The sequence below is a fragment of the Micromonospora sp. LOL_021 genome (assembly GCF_048060215.1).
Taxonomy (GTDB): domain Bacteria; phylum Actinomycetota; class Actinomycetes; order Mycobacteriales; family Micromonosporaceae; genus Micromonospora_E.
Genome location: NZ_JBHMIN010000124.1, coordinates 1 through 1,325, shown reverse-complemented (window position 1 = coordinate 1,325; position 1,325 = coordinate 1). Strand labels below are relative to the sequence as shown.

At 66.3% G+C, this 1,325-nt stretch carries 1 protein-coding gene; it reads left to right on the top strand.

Translation table 11 applies throughout. The features are described 5' to 3' along the window. On the top strand, nt 1–1,325 hold a 1,325-nt coding region (locus tag ACFHWT_RS31255), incomplete at both ends, for a glycoside hydrolase family 6 protein (RefSeq protein WP_416598286.1).

The window sequence follows — 1,325 nt, the reverse complement described above, 5'->3', positions numbered from 1 at the left end:
GCGCCGCCGACGACTGCCCCGCCGACCACGGCGCCGCCGACGACCGCCCCGCCGACCACGCCGCCGCCGGGTGGTCCGCGGGTGGACAACCCGTACGTGGGTGCGGATGTGTACGTGAACCCGATCTGGAGTGCTAACGCGGCGGCGGAGCCGGGTGGTAGCCGGATCGCGGACGAGCCGACGGGTGTGTGGCTGGACCGCACGAGTGCGATCTACGGCAACAACAGTCCGACGACCGGTGACATGGGTCTGGCCGATCACCTGGACGAGGCGGTGGCGCAGGACGCGGCGAACGGCAGCCGGCCGCTGGTGTTCCAGGTGGTGATCTACAACCTGCCGGGTCGTGACTGTGCGGCGTTGGCGTCGAATGGTGAGTTGGGTCCGGACGAGATCGACGCGTACCGGGACGACTACATCGATCCGATCGCGGAGATCGTGGGTCGGGCGGAGTACCGGAATCTGCGGATCGTGGCGGTGATCGAGATCGACTCGCTGCCGAACCTGGTGACGAATGTGGGTTCGCGGGCGACGGCGACGCCTGAGTGTGACGTGATGTTGGCGAACGGCAACTACGTGACGGGTGTCGGTTACGCGATCTCGCAGTTGGGTGCGGTGCCGAACGTGTACAACTACATCGACGCCGGGCACCACGGCTGGATCGGTTGGGAGGACAACTTCGGGCCGACCGCGGATCTGATCGCGGATGCGGCGAACGCGTCGGGTGCGTCGCCGTCGGATGTGCACGGGTTCATCACGAACACGGCGAACTACTCGGCGTTGGAGGAGCCGTACATCACGGTGGACAGCAACACCCGCCAGTCGTCGTGGATCGACTGGAACAACTACAACGACGAGTTGTCGTTCGCGCAGGCGTTCCGGCAGCGGCTTGTGCAGGCCGGGTTCCCGTCGAGCATCGGCATGCTGATCGACACGTCGCGTAACGGTTGGGGTGGTCCGGACCGTCCGACCGGTCCGAGCAGTGCCGGCGATGTGGACACCCGGGTGGACGAGTCGCGGATCGACCGGCGGTTCCAGAAGGGTAACTGGTGCAACCAGTCGGGTGCGGGTCTGGGTGAGCGTCCGACGGCGGCGCCGGCGAGCGGGATCGACGCGTATGTGTGGATCAAGCCGCCGGGTGAGTCGGATGGTTCGAGTTCGGAGATCCCGAACGACGAGGGTAAGGGTTTCGACCGGATGTGTGACCCGACGTACACGGGTAACCCGCGGAACAACAACAACATGAGTGGTGCTCTGCCGGACGCGCCGGTTTCCGGGCACTGGTTCTCGGCTCAGTTCCAGGAGCTGATGGCGAACGCGTACCCGCC